The following is a 23318-nucleotide window of genomic DNA, read 5'->3' on the forward strand; positions in this document are numbered from 1 at the left end:
GACGGCCGTCACCCGGCGGCCGGCTCCACTGCGACCCAGAACTGCCCCGAAGGCGCTTCTTCCTGCGAAGTGTCTGTTTCTGGCACGCATGTGGTGTCGGCGGGGCTCGCACATTCTTTTCCGCGGAAGGGAACAGCATGTTCGGACCACGAGCCCGGCGGCTTTTGGCGGTGAGTGGGGTGATGGCGGTCGTCGCGACCGTCGCGCCCCAGCCCGCCTTCGCCGCTCCGGCCGATGGCAGAGCCTTCGTCGAAGGCCTCAGAGGCTGGTTCGACGACGATGACGAGAAGCGCGAGGCGAAACCGCCCCGCCTTCCGGAGACCGCCGTCCCCAGCAATGAGCACCTCGCCGCATCGAAGCAGGCGAAGAAGCCACGGCGCATCAAGGAATTAGCGGAAAGACGGACGCCCAACTCCCGTTACTGGCAGCTCTCCGATGGTCGGGTCCAGTCCGAGGTGTCGGGCGTGGCCACCCACTACGCCACGGGCAAGGGCAAGGCCAAGCAGTGGAAAGCCATCGACACCGCGGTCGTGCCCAGCGACCGCGAGGGCTTCGTCTACGCCAACACCACCAACACCGCCCGGACCTGGTTCGGCGAGAACACCGACGAGCTGGTCCGCTTCGAGGTCGACGCCGGCCACTGGGTCAGCGTCGGCCTCAAGGGCGCCACGCACCCCAAGAAGCTTGTTCCGCAGGTCGACGGCGACACCGTCACCTACCGCGACGCCTTCGGCAAGGGCACGGACCTGACGTACAGGGTCGGCAACGGCACCGTGAAGGAGGGCATCGTCCTCCACGGGCGGCCTGCCGCCTCGCCGACGTACGATTTCACGCTGACCACCCACGGGCTGACTGCCGCGTCGCGGAAGAACGGTTCCGTCGCGCTCTTCAGCGAGAGCGCCGGACCCTCACGGGCCGAACTGTCCATCCCCGCCCCGTTCATGACGGACGCGAAGAAGGACGCCGCCTCACCGTACGGGACACGGAGCAGCGACGCCGTCACCCAGCGGCTCACCGGCAAGGACGGTTTGTACGCGCTCGTCCTGCGGCCCGACGCCGACTGGTTGGCCGCCCCCGGGCGTCAGTACCCGGTGGTCGTGGACCCGACGATCTCCATCTCGCCGACGTCCACGCAGTCCCAGGACGTCATGATCTCGTCGGACGGGCCGACGACGAACTACGACGGGAACTGGCGGCTCTCGGTCGGCAACACGCCCACGGGTTCCTCCAGGGCGCTGCTGAAGTTCGGGCTGTCCGGGGTGCCCGCGGGCACCAAGCTGGACTCCGCCGACCTCAGGCTCTACTACGACCAGACGCACACCACCGGTGACACCGAGGTACAGCTGGAGGCGCACCGCGCCACCACTGCGTGGAGCGAGACCAACGCCACCTGGAACAGCGCCAGCGGCATCACCGGTGAGCTGTCCGGCACCTCGGTCCTGGTCGACGACCGGGACGCCGGCACCACGGCCGCGCAGGGTGCCTGGCCCGCCTCCACCAACACCGCGTTCACCCAGTACGCGGTCAACCAGGACTACCTGTACAACAAGGACACCGTCGCCGGGGAGTCGTACACCTGGCAGCCGAACCTCCCGGAGGACGGCAACTACCAGGTCGAGACGCACTACATCCCGGCCTCGGACCGTGCGACAAACGCGCCGTACACCGTCACCTACAACGGTGGTACCAAGGCGTACACGGTCGACCAGAGCGCGGGCACGGCCGGCGTGTGGAAGACGCTCGGCACCCACCCGTTCAAGGCGGGCACCACGGGCAAGATCGTCCTCGGTGACGGTCCCGCCTCCGCCTCCACCTCGGTCATCGCGGACGCGGTCCGCTTCACCAAGGGCGGCGTCGTCACCAAGAAGCCGGGTGAGCTGAACACCTGGCACAGCTTCCCGGTGACCAAGACCGTTCAGTCCTGGATCGATGGCACGTACGCCAACAACGGCTTCGTCGTGAAGGCCGGGGACGAGTCCGCGACCAGCGGCCCCAAGGGCGGCCCACGGTACGAGGCCGCCGAGTACGCCTACAAGGGCGAGGTCGCCAACTACCCCAAGCTGGTCCTGACCTGGGGCCGGCAGGGCGTCAACGTGAACGCCCCGCAGGTGATCCACTCCACCGGCGCGGAGTTGACCTGGCCCGCGTACACCGACCCGTCGACCGCGACCGGCGACGACATCGTCGAGTACCAGGTCCACCGCAGCGTCTTCCAGTCCTTCACCCCGTCCTCGCAGACCCTCGTCTCACCCGTGGCGAACGACCGGACGGCGTTCACGGACTCGACGGCCACACCGACCCCGGCGGATTCGGCCGACTCGTTCGGCAACGTCTTCTACTACATGGTCGCGGTGAAGACGAAGGACGGGCAGATCATCCCGGCCCCGACCCAGATCGTCCGACTGCCCAAGGCGGGGCGGACGACCATGGTGCTCCAAGGCACCGGGACGGACACCACGCTGACCTCGGCCCAGCCGACCACCGGTCACGACCAGCTCTCCGACTCGGGCATCAACCGTACCTGGCTGTCGGTGGGCAACAACTCGTCCACGTACGGCAAGACCCGGTCCCTGCTGAAGTTCCCGCTGTCCGGCATCCCGGCGAGCTCACGGGTCCTGGAGGCCCAGCTCGACCTGTGGGGCTTCACCACCACCACCACGGGCACCGGCGGTGCGGTGTACGAGGCCCACGGTCTGACCAAGGACTTCGACGAGACCGCAGCCACCTGGAACAACGCTACCGCCACCACCCCGTGGACGACGGCGGGCGGCGACATGGACGCGGCCGTCGCGGACACGGTCGGCACGGTCACCAACGACCCCGCGCGCCAGAGCTGGTACCTCACCTCACTGGCACAGAACTGGGTCACGAACCCGGCCAGCAACAAGGGGCTGACGCTCCGACTCCAGGACGAGTCGGCGACGGGACCGCAGGAACGGACCGTCTTCCTCTCCTCGGAGGCGGAGGAGGCGCAGCTGCGCCCGCAGCTCGTCGTCACCTACATCGACAAGTCGACGGAGTCCACGTACTTCGCGCCGTACACCCCCGCGCGAATGATCCCGGGCGACGACTACACCGTCGATGTCACCCTGACCAACACCACCACCTCCGTGTGGCGGGCCGCCGACCAGTCGCTCTCCTACACCTGGACCCTGCCGGACGGCACGGACGCCACCACCGGCGGGAACCAGCTGCGCACGGCACTGCCCAAGGACGTCCATCCGGGAGAGTCGGTCACCATACCGGCCGCGCTGCGCGCTCCGATCAACTCGGACTCGGGCAACAAGCGCCTCGACTACGTCCTCAAATGGGATCTGCGCAACGTCACGGCGGGCACCTGGCTGTCGGCGACGGATTCCATCGCGCCGCTCGCGCAGAACGTCCGCGTCGAGGACCCGACGTCCAACCAGCTCGGCCTGGAGAAATTCTACTCGTATGCGGGCAAGAACACCGGTGCCGGCAGCTCGCTGATGACCAACCTGTACGCGGGCAACACGGTCTGGCAGTACAACGCCTTCACCAACCCCGGCCGCGGTCTGCAGACCGCGGTGCGCTTCGCGTACAACTCGCAGGACACCTCCGACACGGTGCTCGGCCACGGCTGGTCGGCGCAGGCCGCCATGCCGCTGCGGCTCGGTGCGGCGCTGGACTTCCACCCCAACCCGAACCCGACCGAGGTGACCCTCCCGGACGGCGACGGCACGGAGCATGTCTTCCGCAAGCAGCCGGACGGCACATGGAAGGCCCCGGCGGGTGTGCACTACCTGCTCCAGCAGGGCTCGGGTGTGGACTGCACCCCGGACAAGGACGGAGACCCCAAGGCCTGGTCGCTGACGCGCCCGGACCGGTCCCAGTTCTTCTTCGACTGCGACGGCTTCCTCACGTCGATCGCCGACAAGAACGGCAACACGCAGAGCTACACCTACGAGGAGCGCAAGTCCAACAACAAGCCCACCAAGTTCCTCCGCTACCTCACCGATCCGACGGGGCGGCAGTCCCTCACCGTCGAGTACTACGCCAAGGGCCAGTCGTATCCGTACATCAATGACGCGGGTACGAAGGTCACGGGCAGCAACCTCACCAACCCGAAGATCATCGACCACGTCAAGTCGATGACGGATGTCTCCGGGCGGAAGATCTCCTTCGTCTACTCCGACAAGGGGCTCCTCGGTGAGCTGACCGACGGCGACGGCTCCGCCCAGCCCAAGGTCTTCGGGTTCGTCTACGACGCGACGCAGGGCAACAAGAACGTCAAGCTGGTCAAGGTGACGGACCCGCGGGGCAACTCGACCTCGCTGGACTATTACTACCCGCAGACCGGGGACGACCCGAAGTTCCACTGGAACACCAAGACGATCACGGACCGGCTCTCCTTCGCGACCGATTACGCGTACCGGGATCCGGACGGTACCGCGGGCTCGTTCATCGAGACCAAGGTGAAGGACGCGGAGAACAACACCACCACCCATCTCATGGACGGCTTCGGCCGCCCGACCGAGATCACCAACGCGAAGCTGGAGGCCTCGAAGCTCGCCTGGGACGCGGACAACAACGTCACGCGTCTTGAGGAGGCCAATGGCGCCGTCTCCACGTGGTCGTACGACCCGAAGACGGGCTACCCACTGGAGAAGAAGGATGCCGAGGCCAACAAGAACGGCACTCCTGCGCAGACCTTCACCTACTCCACCGGCCTGAACGGCTATATCGCGGACCTTTTCCAGAAGAAGTCCCCGGAGGGCCGTACGTGGCAGTTCGGCTATGACACCCGCGGCAACCTGACCTCGGTCACGGACCCCAAGGGTGTGGCCACGTCCACCGTGGGCGACTACACCTCCAGGTCGGAGTACGACACCTATGGCCAGCTGACGAAGTCGATCGACGCCAACGGTCACGCCACGGAGAACCGCGACTTCCGGGCCTCCGGTTACCCGGCGACGATCATCGACCCGCTGACCAACCCGTCGACGTTCGACTACGACGAGCGAGGCAACGTTCTCACGGTCACCAACGCCGAGGGAGCGCAGGTCACCCAGGCCTACGACACCTTCGGTCGGCCGCTGGAGAAGAAGGAGCCCAAGGACCGGGCGGCGGGTGACTTCATCACCACTCCGGCTCCGGAGTACGACGCCAACGACAACATCACCAAGGTCGTCGCGGCCAACGGTTCGGTGTCGACGTCGGCGTACGACAAAGCCGATCAGATCACCGAGGCGAACGTCCCCGGTGACGAACCGACCGATCCGGCCCGCAGGACCACGACGACGTACGACAAGGTCGGCAACCCGCTCACCATCACGGAGCCCAAGGGCAACACGACGGCGACGGCAGGCGACTACACGACGACGACCAGGTACGACCCCGTCTACCAGCCGATCGAGGTCGTCAACGCCAACGGTGGCAAGGCCACTTCGGTGTACGACAACGTCGGAAACGTCATCAAGGTCGTCGACCCCCGCAAGAACGCCACCGCCGATCCGAACGACTACACGAACACCTACACGTACGACCTCAACCACCGGGTCGTCAGGACCAGCGACGCGCTCGGCAACGAGTCGTCGGAGCGGTTCGACCTCGACGGCAGCACCGTCGGCACCACGGACCCCGAAGGCAATGAGTCCCTCGCGTCGTACGACGAGCGCGGAGCCCTGGTCGAATCCAAGGTTCCGCTCAGCAAGGACGCCTCCGGGGCCATCAGCTACCGCACCACCAAGTACGAGTACGACCAGGTCGGCAACCAGACCAGGACGATCACCCCACGCGGTGTCGCCACCACCGGCGACGACACCGACTTCACCGCCGAGACCGTCTATGACGAGCTCGACCGGGTGAAGGAGGAGCGGTCGGCGTACAGCAAGGCGGACACCCGCTACAACACCCCCGACTCGACGTTCTACTTCTACGACTCGGTGGGCAACCTCAGCTCGGTGTCCGCGCCTCCGTCCGAGGGCCAGACGGTCCGTAACGTCACCGATTACAGCTACTACGACAACGGCTGGACCAGGACATCGAAGGACCCGTGGGACATCACCACGGTCTACGACTACAACGAACTGGGCCAGCAGACCAAGAACACCCTGACCTCGGCGGGTGGTTCCCAGCAGCGCACCATGACCTGGGACTTCTACCAGTCGGGCAACCAGAAGGCACGTTCCGACGACGGCATCCCCGTCGGCAAGCAGGTTGTCGTCGTCGACAGCTCGGACTTCAACAACACCGCGCTCCAGGGCAACTGGTCGCGCACCCAGGCCGAGTCGCAGTACGGCTACGACACCTACTCGCATCCCGCGGGTACCGGCGACGACACGTTCGCGTGGCAGCTCAACATCCCGCAGGACGGCACGTACGAGGTCTTCGTTCGCCATCCGAAGCTGACGGGCGCCGCGAGCAACACCAAGTTCACGGTCGACCACGACGGCGGGTCCGCGACGAAGACCGTCGACCAGACCCAGAATGCCGGATCCTGGATCTCGCTCGGCAGCTACTCGTTCGTCGAGGACGGCCCGCAGAAGGTCACGGTGACCGACCAGGCGAACGGCACCGTCCTCGCCGACTCGGTGAAGCTGGTCCGCTCGAACACGGGTGAGACCGACAACGAGAAGAAGGACTTCACCTACAAGTACGACGCCAACGCCAACATGGTGGAGGTCAAGGACAACTCGCCCGGCGCGAAGATCGACACCTATCGCATCGACTACGAGGGCCTCAACCAGGTCTCCAAGGTCGAGGAGGTGGCGGCCGGCACGGTGAAGAACACCACGTCCCTCGCGTACAACGAGATCGGCAACCCCGTCTCCACGACGCATGACCTCACCTGGTCGAAGGTGGACTACGACGCGCGGGACCTGGTCAGCAAGGTGACCAACGGGGACTCGCCGACCGCCGGAAACCAGCAGATCACCAATCTGACGTACACGGCCCGCGGACTCCTGCTCAAGCAGACCAAGCCCAACGGCAACGTGCTCGACCTGACGTACTACCTGGACGGCTCGGTCAAGCAGTCCGTGGAGAAGACGTCGGGCGGGACCGTCGTGGCCCAGCACGACCTGGAGTACGAGCCCAACGGCAACCGCTCCAAGGACGTGCTGAAGCTGATGAATGCCGACAACAACTCGGCGTACATCAACAACACCTACACCTTCGACTACGACCCGCAGGACCGGATCGCCAAGGTCGCCAAGTCCGGTGACGCTCCTTCCACCGAGTCGTACACCTACGACAGCAACAGCAACATCGTGTCGCAGACGGTCGACGGGCAGACCCAGACGTCCCGTTTCGACCGCAACCGTCTGCTGTCCACCTCGGCCGGCGGCGTCACCTCCACCTACAACTACGACCCGCTCGGCCGTGTCGACACCGTGAGCAGTGGCGGCCAGACGGAGCAGAAGTACTACTACGACGGCTTCGACCGGACCGTGAAGACACGGGCCGGATCGGGCGCCGCCGCGGTGACGACGTCCTACGTCTTCGACCCGTTCGACCGGACCGTGTCGCAGACGACGTCCGGCGCGCAGGCCAAGACGACGGCGTTCACCTACCTCGGCATCGACAAGTTGGTCCTGCGCGAGGAGCTGAACGGCAAAGCGGACAAGTCGTACCAGTACCTGGCGTCCGGGCAGCGTGCCACGCAGATCAAGCACAAGGACGACGGGACCAAGGAGTACTCGCAGTACGTCACCAGTCCGCGCGGTGACGTCGAGGCCATCACGAAGGAGAGCGGCAACACCCGGTCCACGTACGGCTACACGGCCTACGGATCGGACGACAAGTCCCAGATGACCGGTGCGGACAAGCCGGACGCGGCCAACCCCGACAAGGACTCGTACAACGCCTTCCGCTTCAGCTCGTCCCGCTGGGACAAGGCGTCGGGCACGTACGACATGGGATTCCGCAACTACGACCCGGGGCTGAACCGGTTCCTGACCCGTGACATGTACGGTGGCGCGCTGGCCGATATGTCGCTGGCATCGGATCCGTTCACCGGCAACCGGTACTCGTTCGCCGGTGGCAACCCGATCAGCTTCATCGAACTCGACGGGCACCTCTTCGGGCTCTCACTCTCCGACATCGGTCACGCGACGCTGGACGTGGTGGGCCTGATCCCGGTCGTGGGTGAGGTCGCCGACGTCGCCAACGGCATCTGGTACGCCGCCGAAGGCAACTACGTCGACGCGGCCCTGTCGATGTCCTCGGCCATTCCGCTCGTCGGCTACGGCGCCAGCGCCGTCAAGGCCGGCAAGTACGCCAAGAAGGGAGTCGAAGCACTCGACACCGCCAATGACGTCCGCAAGGCGGAGGACAAGGCCGAGGCGGCCGTCGACGCCGGCAGCACCGCCCGCAAGGCCGACGGAGCCGATGCCCCTTCGGCCCCGAAGGAACCGGCAGCCCCCAAGGCCTGCAAGAACAGCTTTGTCCCAGGCACCCAGGTGGTCCTCGCGGACGGCTCCACCAAGGCCATCGAGAAGCTGACCGAGGGCGACCAGGTCCTGGCCTCGGACGTCGAGCGTGGCGACCTCCAGTCCCGCGAGGTGCTGAGCGTTCGCAGCCATGAGGGCTCCAAGCGCCTGGTCACCGTCACCGTCGACACCGACGGCAAGAAGGGCGAGGCCACCGGAAAGGTCACGTCGACCGAGGCTCACCTCTACTGGCTGCCGGACGTCGGCCGTTGGGCCAGGGCGGACGCCCTCAAGTCGGGGATGTGGCTGCAGACCTCGTCCGGCACGTGGGTGCAGATCACCGCGGTTTCGCACACGACCCGGCATGAGCGTGTCCACAACCTCACGGTGGACGCCGTCCACGACTATTACGTGCTGGCGGGCGGCGCCAGGGTCCTTGTCCACAACTGCAACGAACAGATCGCCAAGGATCTTGACAAGCGTGTGCAGCAGATGCACGGCAAGCTCAACAAGAAGGCCCAGAGCAAGCGCACCACGGCCATGATCAGGGCCGACAAGGGTGACGGAACCTTCGTCGATGTCCTCGCATCCAGCGGGGACCGCATCGTGGACCCGAAGATCCGCAACGCGATGAAGACGGACGGCTCGGAGATTCTGGCCGACGTCATTCCCGGGGATGCGGAAGTGAGCGCTCTTGCCCACATCAAGAAGATGGGGTGGACTCCTGTCGCCGGCGCCGCCAACCGGCCGGTCTGCCCCTGGTGCCAGAACGAGCTGTTCCAACCGTTCAGCGACACCGTGGGCGCTGCCCGCCTTGTGGGGACTCACTGGAAGACTGTGATCCTCAACAAGTTCCGGAAGACACCGAGTGGGGATGCCCTCACCGGCGCCCGGTCGTTCGCTTGGTAGGGGATAGGGAAGATGTCCGAAGTTGAAGTAACGTCCGCGGGGCTGGCCGAGGTCAGCCCCGCGGGGCGGGCGGTCATCGCGTCGCTCGCTCTGCACAGGGTCTCGCTGTTCCCTATGGAGGGCCGATTCTCCGAGCCCTTCCCCGGTTCGGAGGCCTTCTTCCAGCGGGCTGTGGCCGTCTCCAGGGCCCTCGCCTCCGGAGAGCCGGCCACGGACGAACTCGCGGAAGTTCTGGAGGTGTACAACGAGATCGTTCAGCCCGATGGTGAGCACATCGAGGAACCGGACGGCCCGGGTGCCTGGGGACTGGACGTCCTGGACATCGCAGGTTACGTGCTCGAAGCGTGGGACGATCCGGATTCCAGCGCCGAAACGGTCGCGGAGGCCTTGGACGCGATGCATTCCTTCGCGGACGCCCTGGAAGAGATGATCCCCGTGGTGCGCAACGGCGACGATCCGGTGGACCTCCGTGAACTGGAGATCCGGCGCCAGGTCGACGATCTCGCCGATGTCCGTGCGGCCACCGCCCTGGACGGCATCGACGTAGCCGCCGTCGACCGTCTCTGCACGGAGTCGCTGGCGCTTGCCCATGCCTACAGGGAGCGGATCGGCCTGCTTCCGTAGCCTGGGTGGTGCGCTGAGGCAAGCAGGTGTTCGATCACCTTCTGCCGGCCATTTTCTCGAAGGGAACGACCAGTGGAGTACGTACTGCAGTGGCTGACGCCCGAGTCCTGGGACGAGGAGGGCATCCTCGACCTGGACGCGGATACGGTCGCGGCGGCGGGCGAGTGGCCGCAGCCCGTGCGTGAGGCTCTGGAGGTGGCCCGTACCTACGGGCTGCCGAACGAGGTGTACGGGATGTTCTACCCGTCCGAACAGGGCGCCGCGTTCACCCAGGTGGCGAAGGCGGGGGAGGGGCCGTACTGGCGACTCGGCCGGCACGAGTCCTCGCACGCCCTGGAGTACGTACTCGACGCGGAGGGCCGGGTCGTGATCCCGGACCCGGCCCTCCCCGAACCCCGCTTCGTCAACAGCTCGCTGCTCGCGTTCCTCGACGCCCTGGCGGCCTGGGACCACCGCAGCGAGCACCTCGACGACTTCGACGACCTGGAGCCGGACGACCCCGAGGAGGAGGACGACCCGGCCGAGGCGGCCCGCGTCGCCTTCGGACTGAAGATCAGGGACGGGCTCCGCAGCCAGGACCCTGATGCCTTCAGGGACGACGTCGCCACCTGGTGGCAGCGGGTCTACGAGGAGGTCGAGCTCGACGCGATCTGACGTCGGGCTTGGTCCGGCAAGATCCGAACGAGAGGCCCAGCCGCACGCAACAGGGGCTGAACGCCCAGGCAGGACCGCGGCCCGCCAGTTTCCACTGGCGGGCCGTACCACATCCGGTCAGTCCTCGTCGGCCCGCTGCCACAGGTGCAGGGACGTCCGGTCCTCGGAGACCGTGTACCAGGTTCCGTTCCCCGCCGAGCGAGCAGGCCCGGAGACAGGGAACGGGTAGGTGATCTCGCCGCGCAGGGACATCCTCCGCACATCGACGAGCCAGTGGCGGACCGTGCCGTACTGCTTGTCGCACTCGGCGGTGCCCGCGACGACGGTGTCCTCGTCCGCGAAGGCCGCCTCGAAGTCCCAGTACAGCCGGTCCTCGCCCGTGCTCCGCGGGTGCGGCGGCACGGTGCCCTGCGCGTCCAGTGTCCGCAGAACCGCGCCGCCCTCCACCTGGTGCAGGTCGAGGGATCCCTGATCGAGGGGAACGGACAGCAGGTTCCGGCCCGATGGATTCACCGTCAGCAGGATCGTCTCGATGTCGATCTGTTCGGCATTCAGCCGCTGCCCGTCCCACCGTCCCCAGAGCGAGGGCGATCCCTCCTCGCCCTCGCCGATGCTCAGCCCCATCTGTGCCGGGTCCGGGTGCGGGGTGTGGAACGATCCGGAGGCCACGGTCCCGGTGTCCACGCGGCCCAGGACCCTGCCGTCGGCCGCGTCCAGGACGAGCCACAGTTCCTCGTAGTCCGCCGCCTCGTCGTCGCTCAACGGTCCGCGGACGTGCGCCCAGACGAGCTTGCCGTCCGCGGAGACGGCGATCGACCCCATGTCCGCGTAGAAGTGGCCACTGTCGTCGGCGTATTCGGCGAAGGATGTGTGCAGCACGGGACAGCTGCCGTCCCAGCAGCCATGCCGCACCTCCCACCGCGTCGCGCCGGACGCCTCCACCGAGCGCACCGCGTGCACGCCGGCGAACACCGCGACATCCCGGTCCGGCGACACCGTCACTGTTCCGAAGTCGCGCGGCCAGGGAGCCGGGAAGCGGACCTCGGTGGCCTCTCCCGCGCCGGCCCCGTCCAGGTCGAGGGCGACCACTTCGGTGTCACCGCGCTGCACAAGTACCCTGCGGCCAGGCCAATACAGCACCTGCGGAGCGTCCGCCGACGCTCGGTCCAGCGGAGCGGCGACGGTGGAGACGAGACGAGGGGCCACGGTCACGGAATCCTCCGGCACGGATGACGCGAGAAGTGAGAACTTGACGCATGCACCATACGGGGAACGCCGATGGTGCCTGGGTGGCCTCTGTACCGGGAGAGGCTCCGGGGCGGTGCGGAACAGCAGCTCGGACCAGTCGTACGCATCCCGGTCGGTGGAAAACGGCACGTCGCCGTTCTTCGTCGTTTCCGGCGCCCCGGCCACCCGGTGCGCGGTGGGGGAGGGGGCGAAACCACGGTTGGGACGCGTTCATGGACCGTCGCGGTCTCGACCTGTCGAGGTCCAGACCGCGAGGCGTCGCTTCGAGTCAGTTCGAGGTCAAGTGACCATCACGTGGACGATGGGCGAGAGGGTCTTGCCGTGGGCCACGCGCAGGTGCTGGGCGCCCGCGTGGCTGAGCTTGACGTGCACGCGGACGATCAGGTCGTAGGGCACCTCGGCTGCCTGCCAGACAGCGTCCGGACCGTCCGCGGCCACGTCGACCGCGTACCCCTCTTCGGTCAGCCCGCGCCGCAGCAGCTCCGCCGTGCGGACCTCGTCCTCGACCACCAGCACCCGCATGCCTCCACCGTAGGAGCATCGCGGGCGCACCACATGTCGTGATGTGTCCGTCCGCACCCCCTCGGTCACCGGGGCGGCCCTGCGCATGGTCGGGCTCACCACGGGCGCTGACCCGTGTGCCCGGTTCGGCTCGTCCGCGAGCGCGTGGCGGGTGACGATCGGCTGTGACGGTGCCGCGGCAGAGAACACTTGGCGGAGGACATGGAGCAGGCCGACAGGCAGGACGCCGAGGTGCTCGGTCGTCTGGAGCGCAGGCATTTCCTCGCCGTTGCCGTCGCTGGTGCGATGGCGGCCGGCTGCCGCTCCTCCGTTGCCAAGGAGCCACGCACCGAGACGACCCCGCCCGACTCCGGCCGGTCCACGGGGGACGGTGAGCGGACCCGTGAGGGAAACCCCGACTGGCGTATCCGTTCGGAGGGAACGCCCGAGGCCGTCCAGGGATACACCGACAAAGTCAGCGTGCTGCCGGGCGAGGATTTCGGTCTGTACGTCTCCACGACCGCGTCCGGCTTCCGGGTCTCGGCCTACCGGGTCGGCTGGTACGGGGGACAGCAGGCGCGCCTGGTGTGGCGTTCGCGCCGTATCGCCGGCTCGGTCCAGGCCCGGCCCCGACTGCTGGAGGCGACTCGTACAGTTCGGGCCGACTGGAAGCGCACGCTCGGCGTACGCACCGACGGCTGGCCGGAGGGCGCGTACCTGCTCCGGCTGGAAGCGGACAACGGCCACCAGCGCTACGTGCCGTTGATCGTCCGTTCGGCATCCGGCGCGGGCAGGACGGTGCTGATGCACGCGGCGTCGACCTGGCAGGCGTACAACGCATGGGGCGGGTACAGCCTGTATCGCGGCGAGGACGGTGCGTACGGGACACGGTCGCTCGCTGTCAGCTTCGACCGGCCCTATGACCGCAGCGGCGCCGAGAAGTTCATGGTCTACGAGAGGGCCGTGGTCGTTCTCGCGGAGCGGCTGGGCATTCCGCTCGCCTACACCACGGGGGTGGACGTCCATCGCGAACCCGGCGTGCTTCACGGCGCCAGGGCGGCGCTCTCCCTGGGCCACGACGAGTACTGGAGCCCACAGCAACGGGACCACGTGACCCGGGCGCGTGACTCCGGTACCAATGTGGCCTTCCTCGGCGCCAACGCCTGCTTCCGCCGGATCAGGCTGGAGCGGGGACCCACCGGCGACGCCCGCACGGTGGTCTGTTACAAATCCGACTACCGGGCGGATCCGTACCTCACCGACCATCCGGCCATGCCGACCCATGACTTCCGACAGCCGCCCGGAGCCGACCCCGAATCCTCCCTCACCGGCGTCCTCTACGAGGGCTATCCGGTCGACGCTCCGTATGTGGTCCATGCTGACGACCACTGGCTCTTCGAAGGGACCGGGGTCAGGCGCGGAGACTCCTTCGACCATCTGGTCGGGGTGGAGTACGACCGGGTCACGCCGGGGATGCCCGCCCCGGCGCCGCTTGAGGTCGTTGCACACTCCCCTCTTTTCTACAAGGGCACGCCCAGCCATTCCGACTCCGCGTACTACACCGTGCCGAGCGGATCGGGCGTCTTCGCGTCCGGGACGATGCGATGGGTCGAGGCCCTCATGGCCGGAACTCCGGACAACGGACGCAACCATGGAATGGACGCACGCACCGGACGGTTCGTCACCCGAGCGACGGAGAACCTGATCCGAGCGTTCGCGGAGGGCCCGTGCGGCAGGAACAGGCCGAAGCCCCGGAACAATGCGAGCACCCTCTACCCGTCGCCCACACCCTGAACGGCCGTGACCTCGGTGTGCTGACTGAAGAGATCAGCCCGGAACCGGTCAACGATGTCCTGGCGTTGTGCCTGTTCAGCGGCTCCGACAGTACCGGCCCGCAGGGATACCGGCATGAAAGGGCCAGGTGAGAACCGACCCACTCGAACAGCGCGTCCCTCAACTTCGCCAGGTACATCAACAACGTCTATCCTCACCCGAGTTACGCCGTTGATCAGGCGGGAAGAGCGGGGGAGTCACACCATCATGCGCGGTACGAACGGGGACGGACGCGACGAGCGGGACGACAGGATCGACGGGGGTATCAAGCCGCTCGCGGTGAGCGACCCCGCGCGCATCGGGCCCTATCTGCTGCTCGGGCGGCTTGGTGCCGGCGGCATGGGGCGGGTATTCCTCGCGCGGTCGGACAGTGGGCGGACCGTAGCCGTGAAGGTGGTGCACGAAGAGCACGTGTCCGACGAGCAGTTCAGGGCGCGGTTCCGGCGGGAGATCGAGGCGGCGCGGAGGGTCGGTGAGCGGTACACGGCGCCGGTGCTCGACGCGGGTCCGGGCGACGAACCGCCGTGGGTCGCCACGGGGTACGTTCCCGGGCTCTCGCTCGAGCAAGTCGTCCGACTGTACGGGCCGTTGCCGGCCGCGTCCCTGCACTTCCTCGCCGACGGGTTGCTGAAGGCACTCAAGGACATTCACGGCGCCGGGATCGTGCACCGCGACCTGAAGCCGTCCAATGTGATGCTCACCGTGGACGGTACGAAGGTCATCGACTTCGGGATCGCGCGGGCGCTCGAGACGTCCGTCGAGTCCTTGTTGACCAGTACGGGGATGGCCATCGGCTCTCCCGGGTTCATGTCGCCGGAGCAGGTGCGCGGGCAGCGCGCGGGGGTCAAGAGCGACGTGTTCACCCTCGGGTGCGTGCTGACCTATGCGGCGACGGGGCAGCTGCCGTTCGGGCAGGGGGCAAGCAATCAACACGCGGTGATGTTCCAGATCGTGGAGGGCGAGCCCGACCTGACGCGTGTCGAGGACGCCGCGCTGCGGGCGCTCATCGCCCGGTGTCTGACGAAGGGTATCGACCAACGGCCCGACGTCGACGAGCTGTTGGAGGATCCCGAGCGGCCCCGTCCCCGTGCCGCGCGCGGGGCCTGGCTGCCTGCCGGCGTCGTCGCGCACCTCGCGCAGCAGTCCGCACGGCTGCTCGACGCCGAGGCGGCGCCGCTGCGGGAGGAGCCCGTGGACCTGGCGACCGTCGGGCTGCGGCCGAAGGGCGGGCCTCCCGAAGTCGTCCCGGCGGACAACGACACCACGACGGGACGGCGGGAGCACGAACGGCGGCCCCGCCAGCGCCGCAGGCTCATCGTTCTGCCCATCGTCGCCGTCATCACCGTCGGCGGCGGCACGGCCGTCCTGCTCCAGCCCTTCGAGGGCGGCGGGGACGGAACGCACGCCCAGCCGCCGGGAAGCAGTGCGAGTGCCACTCCGGCTGGCATCAACTCACCGAGAACTCCCAGTAGTTCATCTTCCAATGGAGGAAAAGGGAAGGGCGGGGACGACGGCAAGGGCGGGGAGAAGGGGCAGGGTGACAAGGACGGGCCGGAGGAGCCGAACGCCCGGAAGAGCAGCGGCAGTTCAACCGATCGCGACAGCGGCTCCGACAGTGGCAGCACCGGCACCAGCGGCGCGTCCGGCTCTACAGGGTCGTCCGCCCCTTCGGGTTCGGACGGCGGTAATTCGGCCGGCTCCGGCGGCTCGTCCTCCGGCTCGCGGCCGCCCGCCATGACGAGCTACAAGGCTGCGTACACCAACTCCTGTGTTGGCGCGTGCGACATGCCGATCAAGGTGAGCTGGTCGGCGATCTCCCGAGCGACCAGGTACGACATCCACTACACCAACAAGGGCAGCAACTTCACCGAGAAGAACGTCGACACCACCTACTCGACCAGCAGCACCAGCTACACGATCAAGGGTCCGTACTCCGGTGACGAGATCTGCGTCACGGTGCGCGCGGCCAACAAGTACGGCGCCTCTGCCTGGGCGGAGACCTTGTGCGACACGGTGCCCTACTGATGCTGGTCGCGATGCCGACGGAGCCGCGCCGAGGGAGCCCGTCACGGTCATCACCGACACCCGCCCCGAGGGCGATTCCACTGCCCGGCGGTGGTGTGGAGGTCCGGCGCCGCTCGGCGGCGGCGGTGTCTGCCGCGAGTGCCCCGTCCGTTACCCGCGCTGCGGTTCCGGCGCCGCCGAGAACGGCGCCGGGGCCATCCGGCCTGCCCAAAGCTCCAGCTCTCGAACCGTCACGAACTGACTCGCGGGGCCACCGCCTGTCGACTCGTCCGGGGATGGCAGTGCACCCGCGCGCAGGGAGACCGGGCCAGGAGGACACGGGTCGACGGCTCCTGGCGTCAACACGGCGTTCCCCAGTCTCTCGCGTTCGAGGTAAAAAGGTGGAAAAGCGGGTAACCGGCGCAGTGCGTACGGCATCCTCCCAGGCGTGATGAGCCTGACGGGGACACCCTTCTTCCTGGCCACGATCGCGCTGGCCGTGGTCACTGTGCTGCTTCCCCTGCTGCTGTGGTCCCGGCTACGCGGCCCCGCCCTGGTGCGCGGCACGCTGCGGCTGATGATGGTCGTCCTCGCGCAGGCGTCGGCGGTGCTGAGCGTCTTCGTGATGGTCAACAACAGCAACGGCCTGTATGACAGCTGGGCCGATCTGCTCGGCACCGGACAGCACATCGTCGCCGCGCCGGACCTCGGGCGCGACGGACTCGGGGACCACAAACGACGGGCGAACGAGGCGAGGGTTGTCCAGGATTTCAGTCCGGCGCATGACGCCCGGATGGGCCGGGGCGTCCGCGTCACCCGGCTGAGCGGTCGGGTGTCGGGGGTGCGCGGCGAGGTGTACGTGTGGCTGCCGCCCCAGTACAACCAACCGGCCTTCCAGAACCGGAGGTTCCCCGTGGTCGAGCTCCTCGGCGGATTCCCCGGATCGGCGAAGGCGTGGTTCAGCGGCTTGCGGGTGCAGTCGCAGCTGGAGGCCGGGATGCGGAGCGGGCAGATCGCCCCGTTCATCCTCGTGGAGCCGCGCACCAATCTGCTGGCAGGCCAGGACACCGGGTGCGCCAACGTGCCAGGTGTCGTGGACGCCGAATCCTGGCTGAGTGTGGACGTCCGGCAGATGGTGATCGACACCTTCCGCGCGCAGAGGCGTGCGGGCGGCTGGGCGGTGGCCGGATACTCGGCCGGCGCACACTGCGCCGTGAAGATGGCGCTCGCCCACCCCGACCGGTACCGGGCGGCCGTGGGCCTCTCCGGATACAACGATCCGGCCGCCGAGCGGGTCTCCCTCACGGGCGGGGACCCGGAGCTGCGGCGGGTCAACAACCCACTGTGGATCCTGCGCCACGCCACCGTCCCGCCGCGCGTCGCGCTGTACCTCTCGGGCCGGCGCAACGACGGCTACCGTGACGGCCTCGCGCTGCGGCGGGCGGCAGCACCCCCGACGCGGGTGGTGGTGGTCGAGGCGCGTGGGCCGCACACCATTGCGGTGTGGAAACGCCAAGTGCCGCAGGTCTTCCGCTGGCTGACGGCCGAACTGTCGTCCCTGCGCGGGTCGGGTCGCTCCCGCGAAGCGCATCCGGTCGATGGGGGCGAGCCGGACCGGGACGGCCGGGTGCGGCGCGTGGAATCTGCAGTGACGACGCCGTCGTGAGCGGTGGTCAGCTCGGTGAAGCACTGTTGCGTTGAACCTACGAGCCGAGCCGGGGCACGGCTCGGCTCGCAACCGCTCGTCTGCCCCGAAGAGGAGAACGCGTGTGGGGCGCTCCGTGTCGGCCCGCCGTCAGCGGCGGGTGCGTCGCAGTCGGCGTCCGAGGAGGACGACCCCTGCGCCGGCGGCCAGGGACGCTCCCGCGAAGCCAGCGACGGGGGCCGTGGCGCGGAGGTCCTTCGCGGACCCCGTGGCCGCCCGGGGCGGCTGGGTGGCGGAGGGAGCTCCGGCCGCCTGGAGGATCAGGTCGGCGACCGCCGCGGGATGGGCGATCAAGGACACGTGGGAGGAGTTGATCTCCACCGTGTGCGAACCGGCGCGCTTCGCCTGGAAGCGTTCCTGATCCGGGTTGATGGTCTTGTCCTGTCGGCCGACGAGCGCCCAGGACGGGATGTGCTTCCAGGCCGCGACCTTGGCCTTCTCGGAGAACGCGGTCGTAGCGGCGGGTCGCTGGGTGGCCCACAGCAGATTCGCCTCGCTCTCCGGCAGGTCGGCGGCGAAGACCCGGTGGACCTTGTCGCGCTTGAGGTACAGGTCGGTCCCGCTGCGGCCGCTCTCCCGGTACGGGACGGACCTGGTGGCGGTTCCCAGTTCACTCGGGAACCGTGCGGCCAGCGTCATGCCGCTCTCGCCCACGTCGGGCATCAGCGCCGACACGTACACGAGCGACTTCACCCTGGGGTTGCCGGCCGCGGCCGAGCTGATCACGGCGCCGCCGTAGGAGTGGCCCACCAGCACGACCGGGCCCTTGATGCTGTCGAGTACCGAGGCGATGTAGGTCGAGTCGTTGTACAGGCCGCGCAGCGGGTTGGCGGGCGCGAGGACGGTGTAGCCGCTGCGCTCGAGGCGTGGAATGACCCCGTCCCAGCTGGAGCCGTCCGCGAACGCACCGTGCACCAGGACCACGGTGGGTTTCGTGACGGTCGTGTCGCCTTCCGCGGCAACCGGAGCTGCCGTGGATGCGCACAGGGCCAGTGCGCATCCGGCGACGGTGACGTGTGCGCGCAGTATTCGACGCCGTGTGCCGGAGATCGCCCATGCGGTCATCCCGTTCTCGCTTCCCTCGAGGCCAACAGCACCTCAGCGTTCACCCATCGACGCTCGCCCGCCGCGTGCTCGTCGGTCAGGAGCACAGGGCGTGCCGGAGCACGGTGCCGCATTGCCGTATTCCCGTACGGATCTCGCCCGCGTGATCGGCCGGTCCCGATTCCAGCCCCCTGACGACGGCGACGGTGACCAGCGCGTACGCCACGTGCGGAACGATGTCGGCGACCCAGTCGGAGCGTGACCACGTCCGCGGGTCGGTCACGCGCAGCACGGTCATCGGGCCGTTGGTTCCGATCAGCGCTCCGGTCGTCGCCGTGGCGGTCAGGACCGCGTTGCCCGGTCGCCAGCCGCAGGAAAGGGCAAGACCGAGCACGGCGCCCATGCCCACACCTGCTGCCACGGCGGTCAGGGGGCCCAGTCCTTTGACGCGGTTCTTCCGTACGTCCCCGTCGCCCGGGATCGGAACGTGAAAGGTCTCCGACAGCCGTTCCACGGTGACCTCGGGTGTCGTGCTCTCGCCTCGGCCGCGGATCACCATGTCCAGGTAACCGACTGCGTTCAGGGTCGTGGTCCCGGCAGCGCCCGCGGCAGCCCCGGCGAGGAGACCACGGAGGTTCCGGGCCGGACCGGTGACTCCCGTCATAGGCCGCTCATCCCTTCACGAAGTCCAGCAGGGCGGGGTTGACGACGTCCGGGTGTGTCCAGGCGACGTTGTGCGGGCTGCCTCCACCGCCACGGACGTGAGCCCCCTGATCAGCGGCTGCAGCCGCTTGGTGGTGTTCTCGTACGGAAGGATGCGGTCCGCGTCGCCACGGATCAGCACGATCGGCTGCCCGCTGCTGTGGCGGATGTCGATCGGATGCCGTTCTCCCGGCCGACGCAGACCATCGCCATGTGTGCCACAACTGCCAGTACGGGTACAGCCGTGTTCAACCCTGTCGCATTGCTTCAGGAGCCGGTGGGGCTACGTACTCACCATCTCAGTAAATACACCGAATGGCTTGCTTCGCCACCGGGGCCTCAGCATCGGATGTGAGTGGGTCGGCACCCGACGGACCCCTGACGAGCAGCCGGTCCGAGGGCTGTCCCGTCATCGGGCCGGCCACATCGTCGACGTTGGTGATGGTGGCGAATCCAGGGCGACTGGGCGGGCAGCGCGCCCTCTGCCTCAGCTCTCGCGCGGGCCGGGCGTCAGCCGCACCGTCACCGTCTTGGGCCGTTGGTACTCCTGGAGTGCCAGCGTGCTCAGGTCCGTGCCGTGGCCGGACGAGCCACGCCCACCGTGCGGGAGCTCCGCCGTCTGCACCAGATGGCAGTTGAGCCAGGCCTCGCCCGCGTCGAGGCGGGCCGCGAGATCGAGCCCCGTGCCGAGATCGGTCGTCCAGACACTGGCCGCCAGGGCCTGGGGGACACCGTTTGCCAGGCTCAGGGCCGCCTCCACGGTGTCCGCGTGCTGGACCGTGAGGAGCGGTCCGAAGACTTCCTCGGTGACCGTCGGGTCGTCGTGCGGGAGATCCGCCAGGAGAAGGGCCGCACGCCAGTGGCCGTGCTCCTCGCCGGGCGGGACGGCGAGGTCCGCCGCCAGCTGTCGTTTCGCGGACGAGGAGGCGACCAGTGAGTCGTAACGCGCCACCTGGTCCAAGTTGTTGAGCGGGCCGAAGTCACGGCCGGCCAGCCGGGCCCCCATCGCCTCCGTCAGGTGGGTCACCGTCTCCTCGTAGTTCTCCGTGAGCGTGATGACGCGGGCCGGCGCCGCGCAGCTCTGACCCGCGTTGTACGTGGCCGCTTCCGCGAGCGACGCATACGTGTCCGCCGGGGCGTCCGGGAGAACGACGGCCGGGGCGTTACCGCCCAGCTCCAGGCTGATCCGGCGCGTCCCCGCCCGTGCCGCCACATCCAGGCCCGCCCGCCCGCTGCCCGTGAACGCGACCATGTCCACCGGGGACTCGACCAGCAGCCGACCCGTCCGCCGGTCTCCCGGAAGCGACTGGAGCACGCCCTCGCCCAGGGTCCGTGAGGCGTGCTCCGCCAACAGTTCCAGCGTGTCCGGAGTGGTCTCCGCCGGTTTCACCACCACCGTGTTGCCCGCGGCGAGTGCCGGGGCGCAGCGCCAGGCCGCCATCATCAGCGGATAGTTCCAGGGGACGATCACCCCGACCACGCCCATCGGCTCCCAGCGCACCCAGCTCTCGTGACCGGTCACCAACCGGCCTGCCGCCGGGGCTGTCCGGGTCCGTGCCGCCGTCGCGAAGAAGCGGAACAGGTCCGCCACCTGCTCGATCTCGCCCGCCGTCTCCGCGTCCGGCTTGCCCGTACCGGCCCGCTCACGAGCCGCGTACTCCGCCGCACTGTCCTCGATCAGTGTCGCCAGCCGGTCCAGGCGTCGCGCCCGGTCCTTGGGGGTCAGGGCGCTCCATGCGCCGAGCGCCGTACGGGCGGCCGCCACCGCCGCAGCCACCTCGGGCTCGCGGGAGACGGGAGCCGTGCCGCGCGGGCGTCCGGTGCGAGGGTCGGTGAGTTCACTGTTCATCGTTGGTTCCCGCTCGTCGCTTCCTGCTGTTCGTTCCTCACAACGCGTACGCGCGCAGCCACAGTTCCAGTGTCAGCACCAGCCACAGCTTGCCGCCGTGACGGGGCAGGAGCGTGCCCTCGCCCTTCATCCAGGTGCGGATCGTGTCGGGGCGGAACAGGCCCCGGTGGGCCGACTGTCGGCTCAGCAGCAGATCGTTTCCGAGGTCGCGCAGCGGACCCGTCAGCCACTGCTGCACCGGCACCCGCATCCCGCTCTTCGGGCGGTCGACGACCGTGTCGGGGAGGAGGTCGCGCACGGCCTCCTTGAGGATCCACTTCTCAGCGGAGCCACGGAGTTTGTATGTGGGCGGCGTCGCGAACGCGTGGTCGACGACCCGGCGGTCGAAGAGCGGTGCCCGGCCCTCGATGCCCTGCGACGCCGTCAGGCGCTCCACCTTCGTCAGGATGTGGTGCGCCCCCTTGGTCCGCAGATTGCAGTGCAGGAGCTGATTGAGGAGGTGGCCCATGCGGTGCGGGCTGTCGGCGCCCGGTGCCAGATACGGCTCCACGAACCGCTGGGGGCGGGGGGCGTCCCGCAGCGCGTCCAGCGTCTGCGGGGTCAGTAGCGTCGGGAGGTCCGTCCAGCACTTGCGGTACGAGCGCAGATACGCCGTCGCCCGGTCCTCGTCCCAGGGTGCCCCCGGTTCACGGTGCATCTCCTGCACGAGCATCGGGAGGTTCTTCGGGCCGCCGAACACGGGGTCGCCGCCCTCGCCGTTGAGTACCACGGACGCGCCGTTCGCGGCCACGGCCTCCGCGAGCAACAGGTTCGGGACCGTCAACGGATCGCCCACCGGGCTGTCCAGGAGCGCAGCCGCCTCCGCGAGCCGTGAGGCCACCGTCTTCCCCGACACGTTCAGGACCCGGTGGCGGGTATGGCAGTGGGCGGCCACGAGGCCCGAGTACCCCAGCTCGTTGGGGAGTTCGTCGCCGAAGCTGATCGAGTACGTGTGCACCGGATGGCTGTGGAGCTTCGTCGCCAGAGCGGTGACGAGGGAACTGTCGATCCCGCCGGAGAGAAGGACCGCAGCCGGCTCCGCCTGCGGGAGCCTCTCGGCCGTCGCCTGCTCCAGGAGCGCCCGCAGGGCCCGGACATGCTCCGTCGGATCCTGCGGCACCGGCTGCGCGATGTGCTCGTGGGGCTCCCAGTGCACGGTCTCGGTGACGGTGCCGTCCTTCGCCAGCCGCAGCACCCGCCCGGGCAGGACTTCCCGCACGCCGGTCAGGAGCGTCTCCTCGCCCGGCAGATAGGCGAAGGTGAGGAAGGAACGGACCGCGGACAGATTCATCGACGTGCCGAGCGCGGGCCAGCGCCTCAGCGCCCTCAGCGAGGTCGAGGCCGCCCAGGCTCCTTCGGCACGGGCGTAGAAGAGCGTCCGGGCGCCCACGTGGTCGCGGATCAGGATCAGGTCCGTGCCGTCCAGCACGGCCAGCACGAACATGCCTTCGGCCAGAGCCACTCCCGCGTCGCCGAGCCGCGCCCAGCAGTGCAGAAGCAGTTCACCGTCGGAGCAGCGGGCGGGTACGGGGATCCCCTCGGCGTGCAGCGCGGACAGCAGGGCCGGGCGGTTATGGAGGGTGACCTCGCCCACCGCTGTCAGTCCGGATGCTGTGAACGGGCCCTCGGCGCGGCCGGGTTCGTCCGCGATCAGTCCCAGGTCGGCCCCGGGGACGTCCATCGATTCCTGGCCGTTCCCGGCCGCACCCATCGCCTCGACATGGGCCCGGGCCTGCCGCGTGGTCGGGGACAGGCAGACGCAGAAGCGTGCCATGGGCGCTCCTCTCCTCGGTGTTCCGTGTTCCGTACTGCT

12 protein-coding genes are annotated in these 23318 nt (G+C 68.5%); 6 read left to right on the plus strand and 6 right to left on the minus strand.

All coding sequences use genetic code 11. The features are described 5' to 3' along the window. The first annotated feature begins 137 nt into the window (after window positions 1-137). The 3 genes from ACFU8W_RS03200 to ACFU8W_RS03210 all read left to right on the plus strand — a co-directional run bounded on the left by ACFU8W_RS03200 (window position 138) and on the right by ACFU8W_RS03210 (window position 10580). Window positions 138-9302 carry a DNRLRE domain-containing protein gene (locus ACFU8W_RS03200; protein WP_384031759.1) on the plus strand — a complete coding sequence of 3055 codons (9165 nt, stop codon included), beginning with the start codon at window positions 138-140 and terminating at the stop codon, window positions 9300-9302. Between the two features lie 12 nt (window positions 9303-9314). Beyond that, window positions 9315-9926 (plus strand): hypothetical protein, encoded by a 612-nt coding sequence (locus ACFU8W_RS03205; protein WP_384031761.1) that lies wholly within the window; start codon window positions 9315-9317, stop codon window positions 9924-9926. A gap of 72 nt (window positions 9927-9998) precedes the next feature. Further along, window positions 9999-10580 carry an SUKH-4 family immunity protein gene (locus tag ACFU8W_RS03210; protein WP_384031763.1) on the plus strand — a complete coding sequence of 194 codons (582 nt, stop codon included), beginning with the start codon at window positions 9999-10001 and terminating at the stop codon, window positions 10578-10580. A 117-nt stretch (window positions 10581-10697) separates the two neighbouring features. Here ACFU8W_RS03210 and ACFU8W_RS03215 read toward each other — a convergent pair whose 3' ends face one another. Together ACFU8W_RS03215 and ACFU8W_RS03220 are read right to left on the minus strand one after the other, a co-directional pair. Continuing rightward, on the minus strand, window positions 10698-11786 hold the full coding sequence (locus tag ACFU8W_RS03215) for a hypothetical protein (RefSeq protein WP_384031765.1): 1089 nt from the start codon (window positions 11784-11786) through the stop codon (window positions 10698-10700). A 321-nt stretch (window positions 11787-12107) separates the two neighbouring features. Then, window positions 12108-12350: a hypothetical protein gene (locus ACFU8W_RS03220; RefSeq protein ID WP_384031767.1), complete on the minus strand. Its 243-nt coding sequence runs from the start codon at window positions 12348-12350 to the stop codon at window positions 12108-12110. 201 nt (window positions 12351-12551) lie between these two features. Here ACFU8W_RS03220 and ACFU8W_RS03225 point away from each other — a divergent pair, with 201 nt between their 5' ends. From ACFU8W_RS03225 to ACFU8W_RS03235, 3 genes are all read left to right on the plus strand, one after another. Continuing rightward, complete coding sequence (locus ACFU8W_RS03225) at window positions 12552-14123, plus strand: N,N-dimethylformamidase beta subunit family domain-containing protein (protein ID WP_384031769.1); 1572 nt, start codon at window positions 12552-12554, stop codon at window positions 14121-14123. Window positions 14124-14369: 246 nt separating this feature from the next. Further along, window positions 14370-16187 carry a serine/threonine-protein kinase gene (locus tag ACFU8W_RS03230; protein ID WP_384031771.1) on the plus strand — a complete coding sequence of 606 codons (1818 nt, stop codon included), beginning with the start codon at window positions 14370-14372 and terminating at the stop codon, window positions 16185-16187. A 430-nt stretch (window positions 16188-16617) separates the two neighbouring features. Continuing rightward, entirely contained in the window at window positions 16618-17832 is a 1215-nt protein-coding gene (locus tag ACFU8W_RS03235; RefSeq protein ID WP_384032052.1) for an alpha/beta hydrolase, read from the plus strand. Between the two features lie 129 nt (window positions 17833-17961). Here the strand turns inward: ACFU8W_RS03235 and ACFU8W_RS03240 are convergent, their stop codons facing one another. From ACFU8W_RS03240 to ACFU8W_RS03255, 4 genes are all read right to left on the minus strand, one after another. Then, window positions 17962-18936 carry an alpha/beta fold hydrolase gene (locus ACFU8W_RS03240; RefSeq protein ID WP_384031773.1) on the minus strand — a complete coding sequence of 325 codons (975 nt, stop codon included), beginning with the start codon at window positions 18934-18936 and terminating at the stop codon, window positions 17962-17964. Between the two features lie 76 nt (window positions 18937-19012). Next, complete coding sequence (locus ACFU8W_RS03245) at window positions 19013-19579, minus strand: hypothetical protein (protein WP_384031775.1); 567 nt, start codon at window positions 19577-19579, stop codon at window positions 19013-19015. Window positions 19580-20104: 525 nt separating this feature from the next. Further along, window positions 20105-21466 (minus strand): aldehyde dehydrogenase family protein, encoded by a 1362-nt coding sequence (locus ACFU8W_RS03250; RefSeq protein WP_384031777.1) that lies wholly within the window; start codon window positions 21464-21466, stop codon window positions 20105-20107. 37 nt (window positions 21467-21503) lie between these two features. Next, window positions 21504-23279 (minus strand): asparagine synthetase B family protein, encoded by a 1776-nt coding sequence (locus tag ACFU8W_RS03255; protein WP_384031779.1) that lies wholly within the window; start codon window positions 23277-23279, stop codon window positions 21504-21506. Between the last annotated feature and the right edge of the window lie 39 nt (window positions 23280-23318).

This window comes from Streptomyces sp. NPDC057565 (assembly GCF_042801455.1).
Taxonomy (GTDB): domain Bacteria; phylum Actinomycetota; class Actinomycetes; order Streptomycetales; family Streptomycetaceae; genus Streptomyces; species Streptomyces yanii.

Excerpts from the sequence above, each read along its gene's own strand:
- ACFU8W_RS03245 (WP_384031775.1), bottom strand. The coding sequence starts at position 19,579 with ATGACGGGAGTCACCGGTCCGGCCCGGAACCTCCGTGGTCTCCTCGCC.
- ACFU8W_RS03235 (WP_384032052.1), top strand. The coding sequence starts at position 16,618 with ATGAGCCTGACGGGGACACCCTTCTTCCTGGCCACGATCGCGCTGGCC.
- ACFU8W_RS03250 (WP_384031777.1), bottom strand. The coding sequence starts at position 21,466 with ATGAACAGTGAACTCACCGACCCTCGCACCGGACGCCCGCGCGGCACG.
- ACFU8W_RS03255 (WP_384031779.1), bottom strand. The coding sequence starts at position 23,279 with ATGGCACGCTTCTGCGTCTGCCTGTCCCCGACCACGCGGCAGGCCCGG.
- ACFU8W_RS03230 (WP_384031771.1), top strand. The coding sequence starts at position 14,370 with ATGCGCGGTACGAACGGGGACGGACGCGACGAGCGGGACGACAGGATC.
- ACFU8W_RS03225 (WP_384031769.1), top strand. The coding sequence starts at position 12,552 with ATGGAGCAGGCCGACAGGCAGGACGCCGAGGTGCTCGGTCGTCTGGAG.
- ACFU8W_RS03240 (WP_384031773.1), bottom strand. The coding sequence starts at position 18,936 with ATGACCGCATGGGCGATCTCCGGCACACGGCGTCGAATACTGCGCGCA.
- ACFU8W_RS03220 (WP_384031767.1), bottom strand. The coding sequence starts at position 12,350 with ATGCGGGTGCTGGTGGTCGAGGACGAGGTCCGCACGGCGGAGCTGCTG.
- ACFU8W_RS03200 (WP_384031759.1), top strand. The coding sequence starts at position 138 with ATGTTCGGACCACGAGCCCGGCGGCTTTTGGCGGTGAGTGGGGTGATG.
- ACFU8W_RS03205 (WP_384031761.1), top strand. The coding sequence starts at position 9,315 with ATGTCCGAAGTTGAAGTAACGTCCGCGGGGCTGGCCGAGGTCAGCCCC.